The sequence below is a fragment of the Bacillus sp. SRB_331 genome, from assembly GCF_003264175.1.
Classification (GTDB): Bacteria; Bacillota; Bacilli; order Bacillales; family Bacillaceae_G; genus Bacillus_A; species Bacillus_A mycoides.
On the sequence record NZ_NADV01000007.1, the window covers coordinates 144,145 to 163,586 of the forward strand.

At 35.2% G+C, this 19,442-nt stretch carries 11 protein-coding genes and 1 pseudogene; 7 read left to right on the forward strand and 5 right to left on the reverse strand.

What is annotated here, in order from left to right; translation table 11 throughout:
• Positions 1–1,362: 1,362 nt before the first annotated feature.
• Entirely contained in the window at positions 1,363–6,621 is a 5,259-nt protein-coding gene (locus B5P42_RS04405; RefSeq protein WP_113733732.1) for a Cna B-type domain-containing protein, read from the forward strand.
• 190 nt (positions 6,622–6,811) lie between these two features.
• Here the strand turns inward: B5P42_RS04405 and B5P42_RS32505 are convergent.
• From B5P42_RS32505 to map, 3 genes and pseudogenes are all read right to left on the reverse strand, one after another.
• Positions 6,812–6,990, reverse strand: a pseudogene (locus tag B5P42_RS32505) (type I methionyl aminopeptidase); the annotation flags it as partial.
• Between the two features lie 370 nt (positions 6,991–7,360).
• The gene (locus tag B5P42_RS04410; protein WP_113733883.1) at positions 7,361–8,761 is read right to left on the reverse strand and encodes a M28 family metallopeptidase; all 1,401 of its coding nucleotides are present in this window, start codon (positions 8,759–8,761) and stop codon (positions 7,361–7,363) included.
• A gap of 527 nt (positions 8,762–9,288) precedes the next feature.
• Positions 9,289–10,083, reverse strand: a complete 795-nt coding sequence (gene map, locus B5P42_RS04415; RefSeq protein ID WP_016121123.1) for a type I methionyl aminopeptidase — start codon at positions 10,081–10,083, stop codon at positions 9,289–9,291.
• Between the two features lie 157 nt (positions 10,084–10,240).
• Here map and B5P42_RS04420 point away from each other — a divergent pair, with 157 nt between their 5' ends.
• From B5P42_RS04420 to B5P42_RS04435, 4 genes are read left to right on the forward strand one after another with little or no spacing between them, the layout of a single operon-like run.
• Complete coding sequence (locus B5P42_RS04420; protein WP_002034877.1) at positions 10,241–11,143, forward strand: ABC transporter ATP-binding protein; 903 nt, start codon at positions 10,241–10,243, stop codon at positions 11,141–11,143.
• The gene (locus tag B5P42_RS04425; protein WP_113733733.1) at positions 11,140–11,874 is read left to right on the forward strand and encodes an ABC transporter permease; all 735 of its coding nucleotides are present in this window, start codon (positions 11,140–11,142) and stop codon (positions 11,872–11,874) included. Before B5P42_RS04420 ends, B5P42_RS04425 begins: the two co-directional genes overlap by 4 nt.
• Complete coding sequence (locus B5P42_RS04430) at positions 11,875–13,002, forward strand: sensor histidine kinase (protein ID WP_113733734.1); 1,128 nt, start codon at positions 11,875–11,877, stop codon at positions 13,000–13,002. It abuts the gene before it with no gap.
• On the forward strand, positions 12,999–13,601 hold the full coding sequence (locus B5P42_RS04435) for a response regulator transcription factor (protein WP_113733735.1): 603 nt from the start codon (positions 12,999–13,001) through the stop codon (positions 13,599–13,601). Before B5P42_RS04430 ends, B5P42_RS04435 begins: the two co-directional genes overlap by 4 nt.
• A gap of 44 nt (positions 13,602–13,645) precedes the next feature.
• Here the strand turns inward: B5P42_RS04435 and B5P42_RS04440 are convergent, their stop codons facing one another.
• Positions 13,646–15,400, reverse strand: a complete 1,755-nt coding sequence (locus tag B5P42_RS04440) for a M4 family metallopeptidase (RefSeq protein WP_113733736.1) — start codon at positions 15,398–15,400, stop codon at positions 13,646–13,648.
• 170 nt (positions 15,401–15,570) lie between these two features.
• On the opposite strand from B5P42_RS04440, the gene B5P42_RS04445 reads away from it, so the two are divergent.
• The gene (locus B5P42_RS04445) at positions 15,571–16,428 is read left to right on the forward strand and encodes a helix-turn-helix domain-containing protein (RefSeq protein ID WP_044438295.1); all 858 of its coding nucleotides are present in this window, start codon (positions 15,571–15,573) and stop codon (positions 16,426–16,428) included.
• 88 nt (positions 16,429–16,516) lie between these two features.
• Positions 16,517–16,663 carry a quorum-sensing peptide PapR gene (locus B5P42_RS04450; RefSeq protein ID WP_002068556.1) on the forward strand — a complete coding sequence of 49 codons (147 nt, stop codon included), beginning with the start codon at positions 16,517–16,519 and terminating at the stop codon, positions 16,661–16,663.
• Positions 16,664–16,679: 16 nt separating this feature from the next.
• Here B5P42_RS04450 and B5P42_RS04455 read toward each other — a convergent pair whose 3' ends face one another.
• Positions 16,680–19,358: a DUF4084 domain-containing protein gene (locus B5P42_RS04455; RefSeq protein ID WP_113733737.1), complete on the reverse strand. Its 2,679-nt coding sequence runs from the start codon at positions 19,356–19,358 to the stop codon at positions 16,680–16,682.
• Between the last annotated feature and the right edge of the window lie 84 nt (positions 19,359–19,442).

Genomic DNA, 19,442 nt, shown 5'->3' on the forward strand with positions numbered 1-19,442 from the left:
GAAGTGAAAATAGTAAAGTACCAATTAACTATTGATTTTTAGGAACGATTCTAGAATAATAGACTGTTGGGGGTAAAATTATCAAAAATCCATATATGTATTATTAGTTGGTGGGATGTTACTAGGAAATGGTGTGATTGTTGTAAAAAACATTGTTACAGCTATGCCAAATACTAAAATAACAATTCATCTAACCAAGTATCTAACCAATTAGTAATTAATCTTGAAAACTTCCAGCTTAGTCAAGAAACTAGGGGGATATGTTTAAAATAGTACATATAGTACAATTGAAGTTTTCATGATTTGATAAAAAATAATGAAAGGATATAAATCTCTCGGTTTTGATATTATCATCATATATAAGCTCATTTTAATTCTTCGACATAGCCATGGAACCCATTAGGCAAAGTGTTTTTTCTCGACACTCATTTATATACTCCAAAAATGAAAAGGCTGAATTTCGTATTTCTATGCGATTTACATGAAATCAGTTGAAAATCATACTCTTTTTTAGTTACCCCCAAATTCGGTCCACTGTATTCAAATTTGGAGAATATGACTATCATCTTGCATAGGCAAACAATACTTCATCCAGAGCGTTTTTAATTATATAATGCTGGCGATAGAACGCTTTTTGTTCTACTTGTTTCGGTGTGTAGGTTGGCTGTGTAATTAAACACCAAACGTTTTAACATATGGCCAATTTCACCTCAACTCATAATGGCAGAAAATGCATCTTCAATAACATTTTTTAGAATACGAGTATCCTAGCATGTTTCACAATCGTAATCTTCCTCGGCTGATATGCTAATTTCGATTATAGATGGTACTTCTTGTTATTCTTTAGGAGGATAAGTAAGGAAGTTGACCAAATGCATATTTACTGTGAAGTAGCTAGGCCATACTTGCCGGTAACGAATTTTTCGGTATTTATAGAGCAAACGTTTGCATTGGGTTTGGAGAAATTCCGGAAATTTTACAGCATAATAAGACGACAATGGCTGTCATGAGCTTTATTGTGAGTACTTTTCAAATTGTCTCCTTCTAACTTTGAAGTTATTCTGTGGTCCGTTCATGTGTACTTGTAATTTGAATTTCTTTATCGAAATTTGTCCTGTATCTGTTTTTGTTAAACAGTATATACGAGAAATGAAACATCAGAGAAATTAGATGAATCTATATAAGAGTCAAACTGCAAGTTTCTAAGTAATAGAAGGGTTGAAAAAAGAGAAAAAGATGATAATAGCTATCGAAAATATTTAAGTAAAGTGGCTTAATGACATTGAATAATAGAATCTTTGTCATAGTATGCTTGTACCAGGATCTATCTATTTTTAATTTTATAGGAGGATAACATAAAATATGTATTTAAAAAGAATTACTTCGATTTTTTCGATTATAATGATTTTCATGTTTACTATAGGTCAGAGTTTGCTACCTATAGTAGCAAATGCACAAGAGCTAAACACAGCAGGACTTGTGGATAGTTTTCAGATTGGTAAAACAAATCTAAGTACCACAGAACGGACTAAAGTAACTGTAAACTTCAGTGAAAAAGATGGACTTAGGCTGAAGCCTGGAGACACACTAACATTAACACTGCCTCCAGAATTAAAAGGATTAAATAGAGAGTTTCTATTAAATGACTATGGTACTTGTAAAGTTACAGCAGGTACTGTGGTATGTACATTTAATGATAAAGTGGATACACATGAAAATATTCAAGGGTATTTAAACTTTTTCGTGGAAGCTACTAATGTAGGAACGGATCAAAAGAAAGAGATTGAAACCAATTTTGGTACAAATGTAGATAAGCAATCTGTAACAATTACCGGCCCAAGCAGTGGTGGTGGTACAGATCCTGGAAAGCCACCGTTTTTTTATAAAACTGGTGATATGAACTCAGGTAAGGACGATGAAGTACGTTGGTTCTTGAATATAAACTTAGCTAAAGAAGAGTTAAGTCGTGATATTGTTGTGACTGATAATTTACAGGAAGGTCAAACACTTAATAAGGATAGTTTCTATATAATTGTAGATGATGATTTAGGTCGTCGATCTTTAACGCTACAAGAGCTTGAAGGGCAAGGTTACGGAACAATTACCTTTACCGGAGACAAATCATTTAAAGTTGTGCTTAATAAGGATAAAGCACGTCTTGCCTCCTTTTCGATTGGTTATACATCTACTATAACGGAAGCTGGGAAGACGCAAGATTTTTTTAAGAATGATTATACGATTGATTACCAAGTTTTAAACGAAGAACCAGTTACTGAATCGGGTACTCATCCAGTCGAAAATATGACAGCTGGCGGTGGTGCTACCGGTAACAAGGTCCCAAAAGGAAAGCTGAAAATTATTAAACATATTGAAGGAAATAAAGAAAAAATAATCCCGAATGTTTCGTTTAAGTTGTATAAAGAGTCTGGTGAACAAGTTGGGGGCGAATATACAACAAATGAAAAAGGGATAGTTGAAACTCCTCAATTATCACCAGGTAAATATTATGTACAAGAGGTTTCAGCTCCAGACTATATTGATTTCGATCCTCAGAAAAAAGTAGAGTTTGAAATAAAATCAGATGATGAAAATGGAGTCGAACTGGATATTCCAAATAAAGTGAAAACTACATCTGTTTCAGGAACGAAGATGTGGAAAGGCGATAACGAGAAAGATCGTCCAAGTTCAATCAAAGTAGAATTACTACAAAATAAGAAAATAGTAGACACGAAAGAAGTAACAGCGGCGGATGGTTGGAAATACAAATTTGACAACCTAGCAGTTTATGATGCAAATGGAGTAGCGTACAAGTATGAAGTAAAAGAACAACCGATAGATGGATACACAACAGAAGTAAATGGTTATGACATTACAAATACAAAAGTGGTACAAACAACCAAAGTAGAAGGAACGAAAACATGGAAGGACGGAAATGCGGAAGGTCGTCCGACGATGATTAAAGTAGACTTACTACAAAACGGTACAGTGATTATGACGCAAGAAGTAAGCGAAGCAACAGGCTGGAAATATGAATTTAAAGATTTAGCGATAAACGATGCAGACGGAAAAGCATATAAGTATGAAGTGAAAGAACAAGCAGTAGACGGATACGAATCAAAAGTAAATGGTTATGACATCACGAATACAAAAATAGACAAGACATCAGTTGCAGGAACGAAGACGTGGAAAGGTGGTACAGAGGAAGAGCATAAAGCCATCAAAGTAGACTTACTACAAAACGGTACAGTGATTGCGACACAAGAAGTAAGCAAAGAAACAGGTTGGAAGTATGAATTTAAAGATTTAGTAGCGTTCGATGAAAATGGAAAAGCATACAAGTATGAAGTGAAAGAACAGCCGGTAGATGGATACGAATCAAAAGTAAATGGTTATGACATCACGAATACAAAAGTAGGTAAGACATCAGTTTCAGGAACGAAGACGTGGAACGATAACAATGCGTCAGATCGTCCGAAAACCATCAAAGTAGATTTAGTACAAAAAGATAACTCACAAGCACAAAAAGAAACAGTGATTGCGACGCAAGAAGTAAGTGAAGCAGCAGGTTGGAAGTATGAGTTTAAAGATTTAGCAGCGTATGATGAAAATGGAGTAGCATACAAGTATGAAGTGAAAGAACAGCAGGTAGATGGATACGAATCAAAAGTAAATGGTTATGACATCACAAATACAAAAGTAGGCGAAACAAAAGTAGAAGGAACGAAGACATGGAAAGACGATAATGCGAAAGATCGTCCGACAATGATCAAAGTAGACCTTTTACAAAATGGTAAAGTAGTAGACACAAAAGAAATAACAGCAGCAACAGAATGGAAGTACACATTTGAAAACCTCCAAGCATATAATGCAAACGGAGTAGCATACAAGTATGAAGTGAAAGAACAAGCAGTAGATGGATACAAACCGGAAGTCAACGGTTATGACATCACAAATACAAAAGTAGGCGAAACAAAAGTAGAAGGAATGAAAACATGGAAAGACGATAACGCGAAAGATCGTCCGGAAATGATTAAAGTAGACCTACTACAAAATGGTACAGTGATTGCGACGCAAGAAGTAAGCAAAGCAACAGGTTGGAAATATGAATTCAAAGATTTAGCGGCATACGATGCCGAAGGTAAGGCATATAAGTACGAAGTGAAAGAACAAGCAGTAGACGGATATCAAACAGAAGTAAAAGGTTATGACATCACGAATACAAAGGTTGGTCAAACAAAAGTAGAAGGAACGAAGGTATGGAAGGACGGAAATGGTGAAGGGCGTCCAGAAACAATCAAAGTAGACCTACTACAAAATGGCAAGGTAATCGATACAAAAGAAGTAAGCGCAGCAAGCGAATGGAAATATGCGTTTACAGATTTAGTGGCATACGATACCGAAGGTAAGGCATATAAGTATGAAGTAAAAGAACAACCAGTAGACGGATATCAATCCAAAGTAAGAGGTTATGACATTACAAATACAAAAGTGGCGCAAACAAAAGTAGAAGGAACAAAAACATGGAAAGACGATAATGCGAAAAATCGTCCGAATATGATTAAAGTAGACTTACTACAAAATGGCCAAGTAATCGCAACGCAAGAAGTAATAGAAGCAGGCGGTTGGAAGTATGAATTCAAAGATTTAGCGGCATATGATGCCGAAGGTAAGGCATATAAGTATGAAGTGAAAGAGCAAGCAGTAGACGGATATCAAACAGAAGTACATGGTTATGACATCACGAATACTAAAGTTGGTCAAACAAAAGTAGAAGGAACGAAAACGTGGAAAGACGATAATGCGAAAGATCGTCCAAATATGATTAAAGTAGACTTACTACAAAATGGCCAAGTAATCGCAACACAAGAAGTAACAGAAGCAAGCGGTTGGAAGTATGAATTTAAAGATTTAGCGGCATACGATGCCGAAGGTAAGGCATACAAGTATGAAGTGAAAGAACAAGCAGTAGACGGATATCAAACAGAAGTAAAAGGTAATGACATCACGAATACAAAGATTGGTCAAACAAAAGTAGAAGGAACGAAGGTATGGAAGGACGGAAATGGTGAAGGACGTCCAGAAATAATCAAAGTCGACCTACTACAAAATGGCAAGGTAATCGATACAAAAGAAGTAAGCGCAGCAAGCGAATGGAAATATGTGTTTACAGATTTAGCGGCATACGATGCCGAAGGCAAGGCATATAAGTATGAAGTGAAAGAACAAGCAGTAGACGGATATCAATCGGAAGTAAAAGGTAATGACATCACGAATACAAAAATAGGCAAGACGAAAGTAGAAGGAACGAAAACGTGGAAGGATGATAATGCGAAAGATCGTCCGACGATGATTAAAGTAGACTTACTACAAAATGGCCAAGTAATCGCAACACAAGAAGTAACAGAAGTAACAGGTTGGAAATATGAATTCAAAGATTTAGCGGCATATGATGCCGAAGGTAAGGCATACAAGTATGAAGTGAAAGAACAAGCAGTAGACGGATATCAAACAGAAGTAAAAGGATATGACATCACGAATACAAAGGTTGGTCAAACAAAAGTAGAAGGAACGAAAACATGGAAAGACGGTAATTCATCAGAGCGTCCTTCAATGATCAAAGTAGACTTACTACAAAATGGCAAGGTTATCGATACAAAAGAAGTAAGCGCAGCGAGCGAATGGAAATATGTGTTTACAGATTTAGCGGCATACGATGCTGAAGGAAAAGCATATAAGTATGAAGTGAAAGAGCAACCAGTAGACGGATATCAATCCGAAGTAAAAGGATATGACATCAAGAATACAAAAGTAAGCCAAACAAAAGTAGAAGGAACAAAAATGTGGAAAGACGATAATGCGAAAGATCGTCCGAAAGCAATTAAAGTAGACTTACTACAAAACGGCAAAGTGATTGCGACGCAAGAAGTAAGCAAAGCAACAGGCTGGAAATATGAATTTAAAGATTTAGCAGCATATGATGCAGACGGAAAAGCATACAAGTATGAAGTGAAAGAACAAGCAGTAGACGGATATCAAACAGAAGTACATGGTTATGACATCACGAATACAAAGGTTGGTCAAACAAAAGTAGAAGGAACGAAAACGTGGAAAGACGATAATGCGAAAGAACGTCCTTCAATGATTAAAGTAGACTTACTACAAAATGGCCAAGTAATCGCAACACAAGAAGTGAGTACAGCAAGTGATTGGAAATATGCGTTTAAAGATTTAGCAGCATATGATGCTGAAGGTAAGGCGTACAAGTATGAAGTGAAAGAACAACCAGTAGCGGGATACAAATCCGAAGTAAATGGTTATGACATCACGAATACAAAAATCAAGGACGAACCAGGTGTAGATCCAAAAGATTCAAGTACAGATCCGAAAGATCCAAGCACAGATCCAAAAGATCCAAGCACAAATCCAAAAGATCCAGGTACAGATCCAAACACAAATGCAGACAAAAATAGCGATTCAAAAGTTCCACCTACTACAGAAAATGATAAGCCAACATTACTTCCTAACACAGGAGGAACATCAGCAGAAATGAGTTCAATTCTTGGAGGTATGGTATTATTCCTTTTAGGTGGAATCCTACTCGCTCGTCAGCGAATAAAATAATAAAAAAGATTTAGATTATTGATTACACTGTAATCTGAGTAGCAGACAAATTAAAAAATTACTATTGATATTACGCCCTTTAGGTAAGTATTCAAAAACACTTCACGATAAAGTGAAGGGAAGAATGCAACCTGAAGGGCTTTTTTTAGAAAAAAGAGAACAAGTTCAGGTTGGACTCAATCAGCGGCCGAATAATATGGTCAGCTTTCATAGAGATAAGCGGCTCTAAAGTAACAATGAAATCGTTTTTGATAAGTCGATTATGTATTGGACCATAAGCTTAGAATGTGGTGTGGTATCTCATGTAATTTAAGATCAATGACCATGTTCCGTTAAGTTTTGGATGAATGCATAGCCATTTTTATGGCTAATTTAGAAATAGTATTTTGTAAAGCTTTGCTCGTGAGTAGCTGCATCAGCGTTTGTTTCAGGAATAAAGGCATTTGTTCCTAAAAATAACTGTTAAAGCTAACACAAATGCAAGAATAATCTTTTCATAGTAGAAAGCCTTCTTTATTAGATGTAATTGTATTATTCTACATGGTAATACCATTCAATAATACAATTACATTAATATATTACGTTTTATATTATACACAATAAATCGTATAATTGATATACTTAAATTAATGTATTAAGATTTTTTTAGGGTAATAACGCCATGTAACAAATATGCTATTATACATATTTATTTTTCCTTAATAAAAAGCCACCGATTAATCGGTAGCTTGAAATAGTATTAAGCAGCTTTTTGACCTGTTTGAGTAACAGGTTTTTGAAGGGTGTTATAAACACCAGTTCCGATAACTTCTAATGCCATTTTCATACGTTCTGGTGAAATGTTCTCAAATACATTATCTTGAGGCGTGTGATATACCTTTTCGATATGATAGATTAATGGATTCCAACTATCGACACCCATCCAAATAAATAGTGCAGAAGGAATACCCACTTCAGCAAATGGTACGTGATCACTAGAGCCGAATTTTCCTTGAAGAACGAGATCATTATTTAATTGTTTACCTGCTTGTAAGGCAGCATCTGTTACAAGGTTCGTTGATCCATCAGGAGTCATTGCATATAAATTCTTTGCTTTATCATAATTTGTTGCAACCATGTCTGCGTTAAAGACACCTAAAATTCGATCGCGTTCTTTTTGGGACAGACTATTAACATAATAATCAGAGCCGAGTAAGCCAGTTTCTTCAGAACCAAAAGCAATAAAACGAATTTCTTTATCAGTTTCTACATTTTGAAAAGCACGAGCTAATTCTAATACTAATCCTGTACCAGAAGCATTATCATTTGCCCCAGGTGCTCCAACGACACTATCATAGTGTGAACTTACAACAACAGCTTTTTCATTACCTGTACTATTTTTTGGTTTCTTTTTAGCGATGACATTTAGGGATGTTAAATTAGATTCATGTCTCGCTTTTAGGGAAAGCATTGTTGTCTCTTTTTTAGCAATTGCTTCTTTAAACGCATTTCCTTGAGCATAAGCAAGACCAAAGACAGGGATAGACTGCTTTTTAGTTAAGCGAGGATTGAAGGTTTGTCCGTAGTTTCCACGACCTCCAATTAAGCTGTATAAAAGTACACCTTTTGCCCCTTTACTAACAGCATTTTCAACTTGTTTATTATAATCTGCTACTGTTGCACCTCTTTCGAATAAAACAATTTTTCCGTTTACCTCATTTGGAATATCATCCAACTTTGTACCACCTTGAACAAAGATAAGCGGAGCTGTAACAGCTTCTGTAGAAATTAGTGCATTTGGAGCAGCGCCAGCTTGCCAATTACGCTTTGTGGATAATGTTGATTCAATAAATCCAACGTATTGATCCGGCACTTGAAAGGGCTGATATTCTACTTCATATCCCATTGATTTAAGCTTCATACCAATATAGCGAGAAGCCCATTCTTCTGATTTTGTACCACCTGGTCGGGGACCGATTGTTTCGGATAAGAAACGGATATGCTCGATGGCGCGGCTTGCATCAACTTGTTTTGTAATAGATGGAGTTTGTGTAATTTCTGATGTGGAATCAGCTTTTGCTTGTCCGATTGGAGCTAAACTAACGGCGAGTGATACAGCAAGCAAGGAGCTTACTATTTTTTGTTTCAGTGATTTTCTCATTTTTTCCTCTCCCATTCTTCTATTCTCTCTGACTGACAAAAGAAGACGGATAACGACTTAATTTTAACTTTATATATCTGAATTTTCAATAATTTGATGTTGAGAAATAAAAAACGCTATATGCACATTTGTATATTTTTAGCAGATATATGTATGCTATCATTTTAAATGAAGGATCGCTTTCTGTTTTGAAGGCTCCTACATTGCATGAATCTAGTGTACCCAAACTTTAGATTATGTAGGGAAAAGAGATCCGTTATAGGATTTCTTTTCTTTTGTTTGAATCATGTGATGATAACTATGTTTCCGCATTTCATAATTATCATCAGTGATATATGTAAGGCATCCATATGAAAATACGAGGCTGTTCAAGAGTTTTCCGTACTTTTGGACAGCCTCACCCCGTTAAAAAGGTGATACTTTGATGTATCACCTTTTTATTTTTATAAGCTTTCTGTTTATAGGGATGTTACATAATCAAAAACAGCCGCTTTAGTAGAAGGAATCTACAAAACGGCTATTTTTGATTATAGTTGAGTTAAAATAATTGGCTCGCCACGAGTGACGACAACTGTATGTTCACATTGTGCAACAAGGCTTTTATCTGGTGTAACGAATGTCCAACCATCATCACCGCGCTCAATGATATGATCAGCTTTCATAGAGATGAATGGTTCTACAGCGATAACAAGACCGTCTTTTAGAAGCGCATTATCCATTGGATCATAGTAGCTTAAGATGTGGTTTGGAGCTTCGTGTAAGCTAAGACCAATACCGTGACCAGTTAAGTTTTGAATAACGTTATATCCACTTTTATGTGCAAAGTTAGAAACAGCACGACCAATTTGATTTTGTTTTGAGCCAGCTTTTACTTTTTTCATTGCTTCCCAAAATGAGTCTACTGCTGCTTGGCAAAGTTTTTCTTTTTCTTCATCGTCGCCAAGAACAAATGAGATACCTGTATCTGCATAATATCCGTCAAGTGCTGCCGATACGTCTACGTTTACTAAATCGCCTTCTTTTAATACGCGATCGCTTGGAATGCCGTGAGCAACTTCTTCGTTTACACTAATGCAAGTTACACCTGGGAATTTATATTCTTTTTCAGGCGCTGAAATAGCACCGTTCTCGTCTAATACTTTTTTACCAATTAAATCAAGCTCTTTCGTTGTCATACCTGGCTTCGCTTGTTTTTTCATTTCTTCGCGTGCAAGTGCAACGATGCGGCCGATTTTTCGTAAACCTTCTAAATCTTGTTCATTACGAATAATCATGAAAACCACTGTCCTTCCTCGAATATATGTCTTATCCGATTGTATCATGTTTGTTTTTGTACTGCTACTCGCATGCGGTATGCAGGCTGATTCCTCTCATAAAGAATACATGACAATTGTCATATGGATGTCATGACGCATCATACTGTTTCCTAACTTTTCCAGCACATACAATGTAAATATAAGAAACGGCGGGGGTGGAGAGATGGAAAAGATTATTGAAGTAAATGGTGTTTCTAAAACATTTAAACATAAAAAAGCAGTAAATAACGTTTCATTTCATGTAAATAAAGGGCAAATAGTAGCATTACTCGGCCCAAATGGTGCGGGGAAAACAACGACAATTTCAATGATGCTCGGATTAAAAGATCCGACAGAAGGGAATGTTTCGATATTTGGAAAGAGCCCGAAGCATAGAGATGTTCGTAATAGCCTCGGTGCGATGTTGCAAGAAGTAAGCGTTATTGACAGCATCACAGTAGAAGAGGCAATTGAGTTATTCCGTAGTTATTATACGAATCCAGTAGCGAAAGAAACATTACTTCAGCTATCGAATTTAGAATCAGAGCGAAAGCAAAGATGTGAAAAGTTATCAGGTGGTCAAAAGAGAAGGTTGAATTTTGCACTCGCACTTGCGGGAAATCCAGATTTATTATTTTTAGATGAACCAACTGTAGGGATGGACATTACGTCTCGAAAAGTGTTTTGGGAAACGATTCGAAAGTTAGCAAGTGAAGGGAAAACGATTATTTTAACGACGCACTATTTAGAAGAAGCAGATGCGTTAGCGGACCGCATTTTATTATTCGCAAACGGAAAAATTATCGCAGATGGTACGCCGGATGAAATGAAAGCGACGATTTCTCGAAAAACGATCTCGTTTTATTCAAAAGAAAGTATCCCTACGGGCCTGCTAAAGGAATTGCCGAATGTAACAGGAGTACAGTCAAATGAGGGGCGGATTATTTTAACAACGGAGGATACCGATGCCACGTTACAAGCAATTTATCAAAAGAACTTACCTGTAACAGATATTTCAGTTGAACGTGGAAGTCTCGATGAAGCATTTGAACAGTTTGTCGCAAATCAGAAGGGGGAAATCGCATGAGAGCACTATGGATGCAATGTAAAATAGAGGTTTTACGTACGTTCCGTAATAAATTATTTATCTTTTTCTCATTATTAATGCCAGTTATGTTTTACTACATCTTTACAAATGTTATTCAAGTACCACAAAACGGATATGCTTGGAAAGCTCATTATTTAATTTCAATGGCGACTTTCAGTATTGTAGGGACTGCACTTTTTAGTTTCGGTGTGAGACTTTCTCAGGAAAAAGGGCAAGGATGGACACATCTTTTAAAAATTACACCACTTCCAGAGGGGGCATATTTAGCAGCAAAGATTATTGCCCAAACAGTAGTGAATGCTTTTTCAATCTTAGTTATTTTTATGGCAGGAATATTAATTAATAATGTTGAGTTAACAGTAGGTCAATGGATTGGTGCCGGATTATGGTTATTATTAGGCGTGACACCATTTTTAGCACTCGGAACAGTAATAGGTTCAATTAAGAAGGCGGATGCAGCTGCTGGCCTGGCTAATATTTTAAATATGAGCTTAGCTGTAGTTGGCGGATTATGGATGCCAATTGAAGTATTCCCAAAAGTATTAAGAACTATTGGAGAATGGACACCAACATATCATTTTGGGAGCGGGGCATGGGATATTGTAGCTGGAAAATCAATCGGCTGGGAAAATGTCGCGGTACTAGGAGGTTATTTCCTTATATTTGTTGTAGTATCAATATATATAAGGAAAAGACAGGAAGCGGTATAAATGATAGAGAAGAAGTTTGAGATTTTTCCGAAACAGATGGGTTTCTTCCCATATATGTGGTTAGTGTATTTATTATTTCCAATTTATAATTTAACACAAGTATCGGGATGGAAGCTTGTAATAGGGATCGGTATGTTGATAGTTTTCATTATCACATACCGTCAACTTTATTTTGTTCAGAGGACGTTCGTGTTGTGGGCGTGTATTCAAATGATACTAACCTGTTTATTTGCCGTATTTTATAATCCTTTCATGATATTCTTTGGCTTTTTTACGGCAAGTGCGATGGGATTTGCGCCAAGTAAGAAGGCATTTCGTGTGTTGTTATGTTTATTAGTTGTAATGCTTGGGGCTTTTATATTTATAAATGTTAATCAACTAACAATCCCGAGTTTAGTGAATATAGTTCCAATGTTTATTTTAATGCTTCTTACGCCATTTGGAATGCGTAATTTTAATCAAAAAAAGATGTTGAAAAATCAATTAAACGAAGCAAACGAACAAATTAAAGACTTAGTAAAACGTGAGGAACGGCAGCGAATCGCAAGAGATCTTCATGATACGTTAGGGCATACGTTATCTCTTATTACTTTAAAAAGTCAGCTTGTGGAGAAATTGATTGTGAAGAATCCAGAACGCGCAAGTATAGAGGCGAAGGAGATTACACAAACATCTCGTACTGCTTTAAAACAACTGCGCGAGTTAATTTCGGATATGCGTATGATTACAGTGGAAGAAGAACTTGAGCAAATAAAAGCGATTTTGCAAGCTGCCAATATTGAATTAGAAGTAAAGCAGGAGGCTAATTCTAGTTCGCTATCGCCAATTGAGCAAAATATTTTAGGGATGTGTTTACGTGAAGCTGTTACGAATGTCGTGAAGCATAGTAAGGCAAAGGCATGTACAGTTTCTATATTAGAATCACAGGGTGAGTTAATTTTGAAAGTAGAAGATAATGGCGTCGGTTTGGAAAATCAAAGTCATGATGGAAACGGTATTCGAGGTATGAAGGAGCGGATTTCCCTTATTGATGGAATAGTTGAACTGGATACGATCAATCCAGGGACACTGTTAACGGTGAAAGTTCCAATTGTAATTAGAACAGGAAAAGATGAGGTGAGGGCATGATTCGAATTATTATTGCAGAAGATCAACGAATGCTTCGTGGTGCATTAGGAGCCCTGCTTGATCTAGAAGATGATATTGAAGTAGTTGGGCAAGCGGCGAACGGTGAAGAGGCCTTAAAGTTAATTGAATCGTTAGAGCCAGATATAAGTATTATGGATATTGAAATGCCAATTCAAAGTGGATTAGATGTTGCAGAAACTTTAAAGAAAGAAAAATCATCTTGTAAAGTAATGATTTTAACAACATTTGCGCGTCCTGGTTATTTTGAAAGGGCAATGAAAGCTGGTGTGCACGGATATTTGTTAAAAGATAGCCCAAGTGAGGATTTAGCTTCGGCGATTCGTAACGTAATGAAAGGGAAACGAGAGATTTCTCAAGAGTTAATGTTTGGCTTATGGCAAGAGCAGAATCCGTTATCGGATCGTGAAAAAGAAGTGCTTTTACTTGCGAAAGAGGGAAAGACAGCAAATGAAATTGCGAAGGCACTTTATCTTTCACCTGGTACAGTGCGTAATTATATTTCTGAAGTATTAGCGAAACTGGAAGCAAAAAATAGAATTGAGGCAATTACAATTGCGGAAGAAAAGGGATGGATATAAAAAGAAGTTTACCTATGAGTGGTAAACTTCTTTTTTGCTTATTTTCATTGTTGTACTTCTACTACTTTACTAATTTTTGCTAGATCCTTATATCCATGTGCTTGGAAAGCCTTTTCGAATTCTGTTGCTGTCATATTACCATATAAGTCTTTTGCAGCTTGTACAATGTGAGATTGAAGTGATTCAAAATCTTCTGCTGAAGTTGCGTAGTTTTGCAATGCACGCATAACAACTTTACTTACTTTTTCATTTCCTTGTCTTTGAACAGATATACCGTTATACGTTTTACCTTCAGCTAATTGATATAATACATGGCTGATAATTCCAGAATTCACGTGAGATTCTTGATCATTTCCATCATTATAGAAATCTTTTAAGTTTGTGTATAGTTTGTTGCCGCCGTCACCAATTTCCCCTGGGATGTCACGAATTGTTAGACCACCTAACGTATCACCCATAATCCAATTTCCTTTATCTTTCTTTACGTAATATTCTATTTGTGTACCCCAAAAATCTGCTAGACCTTCATTTAGCGCGGATGTTTCAGCACTTGGATATCGCACAATTTTATTTTTCGTCGTACCACTAAATACAGCATGTCCAAATTCATGAGCTGTTACGTCAAGAGCAGAGGTTAATTTTCCATTTAGCCCGTCACCAAAGACCATTTGATTCCAACCTGGATGCCAAAATGCATTTACATAGTTTTCTTTTACACCATCACTAACTTCAGTAGAATCAAATCCGTGGACGCTAGCAACAACTTTTGAGTCTTTATTATCGTAACTTTTCAGATTATGTTCTTTCTTAAAATAGTCGTAAATATCACTCATATTTTTCATAACACCAGCTGCTTCTTTATCTAAGAAGTTAGAGTTATCGCTTGAAATAAGTGTCCCTGGATAACCAGCTTGGCTATCGCCACCAAGGGAATCAGCGTAGTTTGCGTTGTAAATATAAATACCATTTCCGCGGGATAAATCAGCTAAATAAAATTTTCCATCAGAGCCTTTCGCAATATTAAATAATACATTTTCTTGTAGCGCATTTTTCCCAGTTCCTTGTTCTTTCGCTGGTGATAGTTTAGGTGCTGTTACTTGATTAATAGTTTTATTCTCTTTATTTTTAATAAACTTTTCTTGGAAAAGTACTTCACCAGTTTGTAAGTCCATGATTGCATTTCCGTTTATAACTTGTTCATTGTTTTCATAAGTAAATGTAAGGACCGTTGCGTATGTATAGTAGCCATCTTTTTTCTTATAAACTACCGTTTCGCTAGAAAATTCTGTTTCTGTCGCATCACTTGGAATTTGAAGTATATTGCGTAATTTAGATTTTACTTCATTTTTCGACAAAAAATTTGTTATAGTAAGATTAAGTTGTTGGTCTAAATTTTGGGCAACTTTACCACTAACAGTTGTAATTACTCCATTTTTATCTACTTTTACAATGAGATCTTGACCATATACTTTATAGTTTTTGTATGTTTGTGCAAGGCGTAATTCGGTTTGATTTTCTTTTGTTTCTTTATTTGTAGGTTGAAAATCGACATTCTTTTCAGTAGTAACTTGCTCTTGTTGAGCTTTAGCCCCATTTACCTCACTTTTTAAATACTTTTTAGCAATATTCTCTTTTGTATCGTTTTGAGGTTGTGTTAATTTTCCGATTGTTAAACCAGGCTGAGCAATTTCAACTTTTACTTCATTTTTATCTAATTCTTGAGCGTGAATAACTTCTGTTGATAAAGGACAAAGAAGACCGAATGTAACGAAAGCACTAGCAAGTTTTCTATAATTCATCTATAACACTCCTAATCTTGTATTGTGTATGTGAGATGAATTGTATGAGGAATTTGCCGAATTTTATATATATTATGCATTATTTCATATCAAAAATTGTCGAATGCACATTATTGTAGTGGTATGACAACTTAAAAAATTAGATTGTTATAATGGGACGGTGAGCAAGTATGCACGCAGAAAAACTAGGAAGCGAAATAAAGAAAATTAGGGGAATGAGAGGATTAACACAGAAACAACTCTCCGATAATGTATGTCATCAATCGGAGGTGAGCAGAATTGAGTCGGGCGCGGTATACCCAAGTATGGATATATTGCAAGGTATTGCAGCAAAGTTACAAGTTCCCATTATTCATTTTTATGAGGTACTCATTTATTCTGATATCGAGAGGAAAAAGCAGTTAAAAGATCAAATCATTATGCTTTGTAAGCAAAAGAAATATAAAGAAATATATAATAAAGTATGGAATGAACTGAAAAAGGAAGAATATCATCCTGAGTTTCAGCAGTTTCTTCAATGGCAATATCATGTATCTGCGTATGTGCTAAAGAAGATTGATTATGAATATTGTATTCTGGAGCTAAAAAAGCTACTAAATCAACAGTTAACTGGAATAGACGTGTATCAAAAACTTTATATAGAAAATGCAATTGCAAATATTTATGCTGAAAATGGTTATTTTAAGAAGGGTATGGAGTTATTTGAAGGTATATTAAAGCAATTAGAGGCATTGCCTGAAAATAAAGAGTTTGATGTGAAGGTAAGACATAATCATGCAAAAACATTATACTTAGATAATCAATATGAAGAAGCACTTTATCAAATAAATAAAGCCATTGAAATATCATGTCGAATTAATAGTATGGCATTGATTGGACAGTTATACTATCAAAAAGGTGAATGCTTAGAAAAGCTAGAGTATGATGGGGCAGAGATTGAAGATGCTTATGAAAAAGCTTGCTTCTTTTTCGATATATTAGAAATGCATGCGTATAAAGAAACGCTTATAAAAAAAATGAAGAAATAAAAACGACCTGAAAAATAGATATGCATAATTGCATACGATATGGATAAATTTTCATGATATATTAAAAGAAAAATGTGGGTGATGGAATATGAAAAAACTACTTATTGGTAGTCTATTAACGTTAGCGATGGCATGGGGTATTTCATTAGCAGATACAGCTTTAGAGAAAAGCCAAGTAATTTCTCATAATGATCAAGAGGTACAATTAGCTTCAGATATGCCTTTTGAGTATTAAAAAGCAACCGTCTTACTTAGACGGTTGTTTTTTTGTGGAGTAACATCCAAACATCTTTACTAGAAACAGGTTTGCTAAAGAGGAATCCTTGAATGTGGTCACAGTTTTGTTCGTGTAAAAACTTCCATTGTTCTTCTGTTTCTACACCTTCCGCAATAACCTCTAAATTTAATTCTTTTGATAGCGTAATAATGGAAGCGATAATCGCTTCTTCTAAAGGGCTATTTGTAATTCCACAAATAAATTCTCGAGCAATTTTTAATGTATTGATTGGATATTTCGTTAAATAAGCTAAAGAACTATAACCAGTTCCAAAGTCATCAATTGAAATTTGGATACCGAGATTTTGAAGTTCTTCTAGTTTAGCAATTACAGAATGATTTTGATTAATCGCGATACTTTCTGTAATCTCAATATCTAGCGCTTCCGGCTTTAGTTCGGTTTCTTCCAAGACTTTTGAAATAGTTGATATTAAATCTGCGTGATTGAATTGAACAACAGATAAATTTACACCAACCTTTAATTGAGAAAATCCTTGGTTATGCCACTTTTTTGCTTCTAAGCAGGCGGTACGTAAAATCCAATTACCAAGTTCAATAATAAATCCTGTTTCCTCTGCTAGAGGAATGAATTGGGCAGGCGATACAATTCCGAGTTTTGGATGTTTCCAGCGAATTAATGCCTCAAAACCGATAATTTGTTTTGTTTTTGTATTTACTTGTGGTTGATATTCAAGGAAAAATTCATTTTGTTGTAGAGCTTTTGAAAGTTCACCTTCTAGGAAGTGTATTTCATTTTGCGCAATACTCATTTCTTTTGAGAAGAAAATAAATCTATTTTTTCCATTAGCCTTTGCTCGATACATAGCCATATCTGCATTTTTCATTAATTCGGTTACATCGGTTCCGTAGTCAGGGTACATCGCAATTCCGATACTCGGTGTAACAGAAAGTTCTTCATCTTTAATAAAGTAAGGCTTATTTAAAATAGTTAAAATTTGTTCAGCCATAAAAGAAGCACTTTTTTCAGAGTACATATCTGGTAATAGAATCGTAAATTCATCTCCGCCTTGGCGGGCAACGATATCTTTTGAACGCAAACATCCACGTAATCTTTTTGCTACTTCAATTAATAATAAATCTCCGACATCATGGCCGAGTCGATCGTTAATTTTTTTAAATCGATCTAAGTCGAGGAACATGACCGCAACGTCATTAGTGGTGTTTTGAGCTGTATTTAAAATCGTTTTTAAATCTTTTTCGAATTTCCGGCGATTCCGTAGTCCTGTAAGTGCATCATGGAAAGCCATATGCTCTACTTGCTTTTGTTTTTCATATAAAGTTGTAATATCACGTGCTATACCAAACATCCCAACAACCTCTTTATTTATAAAAATAGGGATGAATGTAATGTGAAGGTGATAATAATATCCTTCTTTTTCTTTTGTACGAATTTCTAGAGTTTGTGGTCTACCTTCTTTTGTAATTTGTAAAGATTTCTTCAATAATTCATGATCTTGTGGATCAATGAAGTGTTGAAGAGAATAGCTTGTTACTTCACAATAATAGGCTGTAAATAAACTTTCACAAGCCGTATTAGATTGTTGAAAAATCCCATTCATATTTAAAGAAAAAACAGCATCAGGATGATCTTCGAATAAAGATTTATAACGTTGTTCACTTTTTGATAGGGCAGATACGCCTTCTTCAACTGCACCTTCTAGTTGTGTAGTCAACTGTTCATACGTATCGATTAATACTTGATTATCTTTCCACATGAAAAGTTGTCGTAGGAATAATAAGACTAGTGATAATACTAGACCGATTAGCATGAACTTATCATCCCAAGGCTGAATAACAGCAAAGGAAAAAGTAATGATTATACTAAAATAAGGTAATATAAAGCGTACATAATCGAATCGATAATATTTCGTTTTCGTTTCATGTTGTATTGGTTTATCCCAAATGTACAGTATGGACGATAAACCGATTAGTAAAATCGAAGCAGTATGTATTAAATAAGAGACTTCAGAAGAGGTTTCCATCCCTGAGTTTATCTGAAGCAAGTGTATATATCCGTAAACAAGTATGATAGTAAAGCCAATAATTAATGAGATTCTACTAGAAGAATACCGTTCTCTTCTATATAGGCTAATAACGGCGTAAATTACTAATGATTGTGCAATAAAATACCCAATCAAAATCCACGCTTCCTTGGTTAACATACGAAAGCTTGAAATATCTAAAATAAAGGTTAAGGTAAAATAAATATTCATAATAACAATAAAGATGCTATCGAATGAAAATTGGGCAAGACCTTTAATGGAGTAATGTTGTATAAACTTTATAGCAAAGCCAGAAAAGAGCAAAATATATTGTACGATGAAAAAGGGTAGTGCTTTATATGAAAATATGACTTGGTCATAAATAGAAAGAGAATGAAGAAATAAAGTTATTTCCATAGTTAGCCCACATAGGCAAGTACATAGTAGTAAAACCCAAAATAGTTTATCACCGCGCTTCATTTTTTTAATTGCTTTATATAAACAATAGCAAGAAAAGAGTGCAGCAAAACAAAATAAGAAGAGAATTCCAATTTCTTTTATATTCAAGTCCTTAGGGATAAGGAATATCCAAAGAGAAAATATAATAATATACATCATGACAAATTGTACATATTTTTTTTGATTGATCATATAATGGCTCCGTTTCAATAAAGTTGAATCACAGGGGGAAAATGCTAATTTAAATAATAGCATATAAAACAGGAGCTTTTTTAC